Genomic DNA, 6100 nt, shown 5'->3' on the forward strand with positions numbered 1-6100 from the left:
TAACTGTTTCTAATTCTTCAATTACTGGCAACAGAGCAAACAGAGCTGGTGGTGGTATTGAAGCTGTTGCTAGTACAACTACAACTTTAAACAATGTAACATTAGACAATAATAATGTAGGAGTTTCTCCTGCTGTTGCTGCTCCAGGAAATGGTGGTGGTTTTCACATTACTGGTTCAGGAAACGCTACAATAACTGGTGGAACGGTAAATAATAATATTGCTGCAGCCGAAGGTGGTGGTTTATGGAATGGTTCGGGAACTATGAGTGTTTCTGGTTCAATAGTAAACGGAAATACTGCTTCTGGAAACAATGCCGATAATGGTGGTGGTGGTTTATACAACCAAGTTGGAACTTTAAATGTGACAAACGCAACTGTTTCTAATAATAGTGCTAATGGAACTTTAGGACTTGGTGGTGGTATCTTGAATGATGGAGCTACTGTACTTGTTTCTAACTCTACTATTTCTAATAATACTTCTAAATTAAAAGGTGGTGGAATTGCAACTACAAACGGAATAGTAACTGTAGATTCTAATTCGGCAATTACTTCTAATGTCTCTCAAGGAGCAGTTGCTCCTACTGAAGGTGGAGGTGGAATTTACATTGCAGCTGGAACTGTAAATCTTACTAATGCTTCTGTTTCTTTAAACAAAGCTATTACTGGTGCAGGTTCTGGTGGAGGTGTTTTCAACTTTGCTGGTACATTAAACGCAACAGGTTCTTCTATTACACAAAATATATCTAACAGAGCTGGTGGTGGTATTGAAGCTGCCGCAGGAACAACTACAACTTTAAATAATGTTTCTCTTAACGGAAATAATACAGGTGTTATTGCTTCTGGTGCTACTGCTGCTGCTCCAGGTAATGGCGGTGGTTTTCACATTACTGGCGCAGGAAATGCAACTATAACTGGTGGAACTAACAATAATAATACAGCTGCTCAAGAAGGTGGTGCTTTATGGAATGGTTCTGGAACAATGTCTATAACTAATTCTATCGTTAATTTAAATACAGCTTTAGGAAATGTTGCTGACGATGGTGGTGCTGGATTATTTAATAATGCTGGAACTTTAAACCTAAATAATGTAACTGTAACTAACAATAAAGCAACTGGAACTGCTGGTTCTGGTGGTGGAGTTTTTGGTTTAGCTGGTACAATCTCAATTACAAATTCTACTTTAAATGCTAACTCTGCAAATCGTGCTGGTGGTGCAATTGAAGTAGTAAATGGTGTTTTAAACATAATCAATTCTAACCTTACTAACAACGATGTTGATGGTGGTGCTGGAACTCCTGCTCCAGGAAATGGTGGTGCTCTTCATACAACTGCAGCTGTAACAACAACAATCTCTGGAGGAAATGTTACTGGTAACCTAGCAAGACGCGAAGGTGGTGGTTTATGGAATCAAACTGGAAGTACTATGACGGTTTCTAATGTGAAAATTGATAGCAATATTGCAAAAGGAAACGGAACTACATTTGGTGGTGGTGGGATATTTGTAAATGGTGGAAACGTAATTGTTACTACTTCTTCAATAACTAACAACTCATCTACTGGTGCTGCTGGAAATGGTGGTGGTGTTCACGTTAAAACTGGTGCTGCTTCTATTACTACAACAACTATTTCTGGAAATTCTTCTGCGGCTAATGGTGGTGGTATTTTTAGTAATGCAACTTTAAGTATTAACGCTTCAACTGTTGCCAACAATACTGCATCGTTAAATGGCGGTGGTATTTCTAACACAAGTGCATCAGTACCAACACTAAAAAATACTATCGTGGCTACAAACAATGCTTCATCTGATGCTGATGTTGCTACTTCAACAAGCGCATTTGTATCTAATGGATATAACTTAATTGGAAAAGCAAGTACTGCAACTTTTACAGCTTCAACTGGCGATATTGTTGGAACTACTGTTTCTCCAGTAAATCCTTTGTTGGCATCTCTTGCAAATAATGGTGGTACAACTTTAACACATGCATTATTTTTTGGAAGTCCTGCATACAATAAAGGAAATACAGCTGATGGATTTAATGATCAAATTGGAAATCCTGTTTTTGCTGGACGTAGAGACATAGGTGCATTTGAAAGTCAAAATAAAGGAATTTTGTTAGGTTCTTTACCTTCAGCAATTTGTGGAACGACTCTTTCTGGATGGTATGCTACTATTCAAGCAAATTATGCTAACGGAGCTCAAGCCTATAGATTTAAAATAACTAAAGTTGATAGCAACGGTATTGCTATTGCTCCAGCGGTTATTTTAGATAGACCAGTAAATAATATCTCATTAGCAAACGTTGCAGGTACAACTTACAACGCTACTTATAGAATTGAAATTTCTTTGTACTTTGATTCTATGTGGCAACCATACGGTCCAGCTTGTAGCTTAAGTACTCCAAATCCTGAAAGTACTATTGGAAATCAATGTGGTACTACACTTTCTTCATTCTTCCAGTTTGTTACTGCAACTGCTGTACCAAATGTAAGTGCTTACAAATTTAGAGTAACTAGATTAAACACATCATTACAACCTATTGGATTACCACAAGAAACTACTCAAAGTAACAACAAATTTAACTTGTCACAATTATCTGGAATATTGTATGCAACACCATATAGTGTTGAGGTTTCTTTAAGAAATACAGATGGAACTTTCTTGCCATACAACACTTCTTGCGTGATAAATTCTCCAGCATATCCAACAACAGAAATTAGTTCTAATCAATGTTCTAATTATGTTGTACCTTCTTCTACAACTCTTGTATTTGCTAACGCTATTAATGGTGCTATTCAATACAGATTTAGATTATTTAATTCTAATGGTTATGATACTGCATTTACAAATTCATTAAACAGATTTACATTAAATAACTTTCCAGGTTTAATGGCTGGCTCTTCATATTCTGTTCAAGTAGCAGTAAAAATGCCAAACGAATCAGACTTTGGACCTTATGGAACAACTTGTTCTATTGTAACTCCAGGCGGAAATGCATCAAGACAATTGAGCGAAGATAGTCTTAAAGTAGAAAAATCATTTGCTGCTTTTGCATATCCAAACCCATTTGAAGGTAATTTCAAACTTGAATTAACAACTAACAGTGAAGATAATATTCAAGTTAAAGTGTACGACATCTTAGGTAAATTAGTAGAAGATAAAAAGATAAATTCTTCATCTATTGAAACATTTACTCTAGGAACAAACTTTACTTCTGGCGTTTATAATGTAGTTGTATCTCAAGGAGAAAATACTAAAACGGTACGTGTTATAAAAAGATAATTTTTTTTAAAATACAATAAAGCCATCTAAATTAATTTTTAGATGGCTTTTTTTTATATCAAACTCATTCTTATTGATGCGCCAATTTGTTCCTGAAAGATTTTGCTAATTTTGAAATTTAAAAAATTACAACATATTAATAATTATTAAAACCAAAAGTAATAGAAGTATTGAAAACACCTTGGTAGATGACTTCTATAATATTAATATTCAAAAACTCCATACTGGCTTAAAATGGTAAGTTTTTTAGTCGTGCTTGCTTCTACTCTGCCTATAATTTGTGCATCAACGCCATACGATTGTGAAATTGCAATTATATCATTGGCTACTTCTTGTGGCACATACAATTCCATTCGGTGTCCGCAATTAAATACTTGATACATTTCTTTCCAATCTGTTTTAGATTGCTCTTGAATTAATTGAAATAATGGTGGAACTGAAAATAAATTATCTTTTATAACATGAACATTGTCAACAAAATGCAACACTTTAGTTTGAGCTCCTCCAGAACAATGTACCATTCCGTGGATTTGAGTTGAAGAATATTTATCTAAAATAGATTTTATAATTGGTGCGTAAGTTCGGGTTGGCGAAAGTACTAATTTACCTGCATCAATTGGAGAATTATCAACAGAATCGGTAAGTTTAACAGCTCCAGAGTAGACTAAATCTTTAGGCACAGAACTATCAAAACTTTCCGGAAATTTATCGGCTAAATAATGTTCAAAAACATCATGTCGTGCCGATGTCAATCCGTTACTTCCCATTCCGCCATTATAGCCTTTCTCGTATTTGGCTTGACCAAATGATGCTAAACCAACAATAACATCACCAGGTTTTATATTAGCATTATCAATAACATCACTACGTTTTATTCTAGCAGTAACAGTAGAATCTACAATTATTGTTCTCACAATATCACCAACATCAGCTGTTTCACCACCAGTAGAATGTATGGTTACTCCAAAGGTTTTAAGCTCGGCAATTAATTCTTCTGTTCCATTAATTATTGCCGAAATCACTTCTGCTGGAATTAGATTTTTATTTCTTCCAATGGTTGACGATAGCATGATGTTGTTGGTTGCTCCAACACATAATAAATCGTCAATATTCATGATAAGAGCATCTTGAGCAATGCCTTTCCAGACAGAAATATCGCCTGTTTCTTTCCAATACATGTAGGCTAGAGAGGATTTTGTTCCTGCACCATCGGCATGCATAATTAAACAATAGTCTTGATCGTTGGTTAAATAATCGGGAACGATTTTACAAAATGCTTTTGGAAACAATCCTTTATCTATATTCTTTATAGCGTTGTGAACATCTTCTTTAGATGCAGAAACTCCGCGCATTGCGTAGCGTTGGCTGTGGTCAGAACTCATTTGTGTAGCTGTTGTGTTGTTGTGCAAAGATAATTGAAAGAATGAAAAAAGCAGATTTCAAATTAGATTTTTTATACTTAATTTTCAATTATTAAAATTTCAACTCTTCTATTTTCATCTTCTTCGAGCGAATTTTTTTCTGGTACAGAATGTATAGGTCTTGAAACTCCATATCCTTTATATGTCATTCGGTTTCTATTTATTTTATTTCTTATCAAGTAATTGTAAACTGTCTTTGCCCTTGCCTCCGAAATTACATCGTCTTGTTGTGGAAGTTTACAGCAAATGTGTCCTTGTATTTCAATTTTTAAATTGGGATTATCATTCATGACACACAACAATTCATACAAAACAGGCTCTGACTTGGGTACTATTTTTGCCGAATTATTAAAAAAATAAAAATTGGGTAACTTTATTAAATCACCTTTTTGAGCAATCTTCATTTTATCTTTCAACACTTCTTTGGCCAGCTCTACTTCTTTGGCAGCTAAATTGGTTTGTGTTTTTTCTTGAAATAAAATGGTTACGCGCCTGTTTTCGCCTTGTACTTTAGACTGTTCAAAATCTTCTCCAAAACCGCGAATTTCTATATCTTTAATAACTTCTATCTCACTTTCTTTTAAAAAACCATAAACTTCATTAACGCGTTTCATAGCCAATGTATCGTTGTAAACATTAGTTCCTTTGCTATCGCAAAACCCATACATCTTGGTTACTTGATAATTTTTACCTTCGGCAATCCAAGAGTTTATTTTTTTTACAGCTTCGTCATTTAAATTGAATTTATCAAAATCAAAATAAATATCTAGTTTTTTTTGAGAGAAACTAAGCAACGACATTGTTGTACACAATATGCAGATTATATTTTTCATAGTGAAACTATTTTTCTAATATCATTATCTCTACTCGCCTATTTCTAGCTGCTTCAAATTCGCTTTTTTCAGGAATAGGAAACTTGGGTTTAGAAACTCCAAATCCTTTAACTTGTATTCTTCGTTCGCTGATTTCCTCAGACACCAATATCCTTTTTACTTGTCGTGCTCTATCTAATGATAAATTTCTAGCATCTTTGGGCATACAACAAATGTGTCCTTGAATTTCAATTTTAAGTTTAGGAAATGTATTCATTACTAAAATTAACTCATCAATAGCGCGTTTGGATGATGGTACAATTGCAAATGTATTAACATAAAAATTAATGTCATTCAATCTTATTAGCGTTCCTTTTCTTGACAATTTTATCTTATCCTCTAAAGTCGCATTTTCAGGAAAATTCATGTATCCGAAGAAAACGGGTAACATCACCACAGTGGCTGGCAATGGTTTTGCAACCTTCCATGGGGATAACATTCAAAGCTCATTAAGTATGTTAAATCGACCTTCTGGTGTTGCAATTGATGCATCACGAAACATTTACTTCGCTGACATACAAAATCA

4 protein-coding genes are annotated in these 6100 nt (G+C 34.4%); 1 reads left to right on the plus strand and 3 read right to left on the minus strand.

Annotated elements, in window-relative coordinates; all coding sequences use genetic code 11:
* A partial coding sequence (locus ACH2CG_RS04260) for a choice-of-anchor Q domain-containing protein (protein WP_395062534.1) occupies positions 1-3281 on the plus strand: 3281 nt, incomplete at its 5' end.
* A gap of 203 nt (positions 3282-3484) precedes the next feature.
* On the opposite strand, the gene ACH2CG_RS04265 is transcribed toward ACH2CG_RS04260, so the two are convergent.
* The 3 genes from ACH2CG_RS04265 to ACH2CG_RS04275 form a co-directional block, all read right to left on the minus strand.
* Complete coding sequence (locus ACH2CG_RS04265; protein WP_395062536.1) at positions 3485-4663, minus strand: AIR synthase related protein; 1179 nt, start codon at positions 4661-4663, stop codon at positions 3485-3487.
* 77 nt (positions 4664-4740) lie between these two features.
* The gene (locus tag ACH2CG_RS04270; RefSeq protein ID WP_395062538.1) at positions 4741-5535 is read right to left on the minus strand and encodes an OmpA family protein; all 795 of its coding nucleotides are present in this window, start codon (positions 5533-5535) and stop codon (positions 4741-4743) included.
* Between the two features lie 7 nt (positions 5536-5542).
* Positions 5543-6013 (minus strand): OmpA family protein, encoded by a 471-nt coding sequence (locus tag ACH2CG_RS04275; protein WP_395062540.1) that lies wholly within the window; start codon positions 6011-6013, stop codon positions 5543-5545.
* Between the last annotated feature and the right edge of the window lie 87 nt (positions 6014-6100).

Source organism: Flavobacterium sp. (assembly GCF_043778725.1).
In the GTDB taxonomy this organism is placed as follows: Bacteria; Bacteroidota; Bacteroidia; order Flavobacteriales; family Flavobacteriaceae; genus Flavobacterium.

What these genes read in the sequence shown, in the direction of transcription:
- ACH2CG_RS04265 (WP_395062536.1), bottom strand. Translation starts at nt 4,663, where the DNA reads ATGAGTTCTGACCACAGCCAACGCTACGCAATGCGCGGAGTTTCTGCA.
- ACH2CG_RS04270 (WP_395062538.1), bottom strand. Translation starts at nt 5,535, where the DNA reads ATGAAAAATATAATCTGCATATTGTGTACAACAATGTCGTTGCTTAGT.
- ACH2CG_RS04275 (WP_395062540.1), bottom strand. Translation starts at nt 6,013, where the DNA reads ATGTTATCCCCATGGAAGGTTGCAAAACCATTGCCAGCCACTGTGGTG.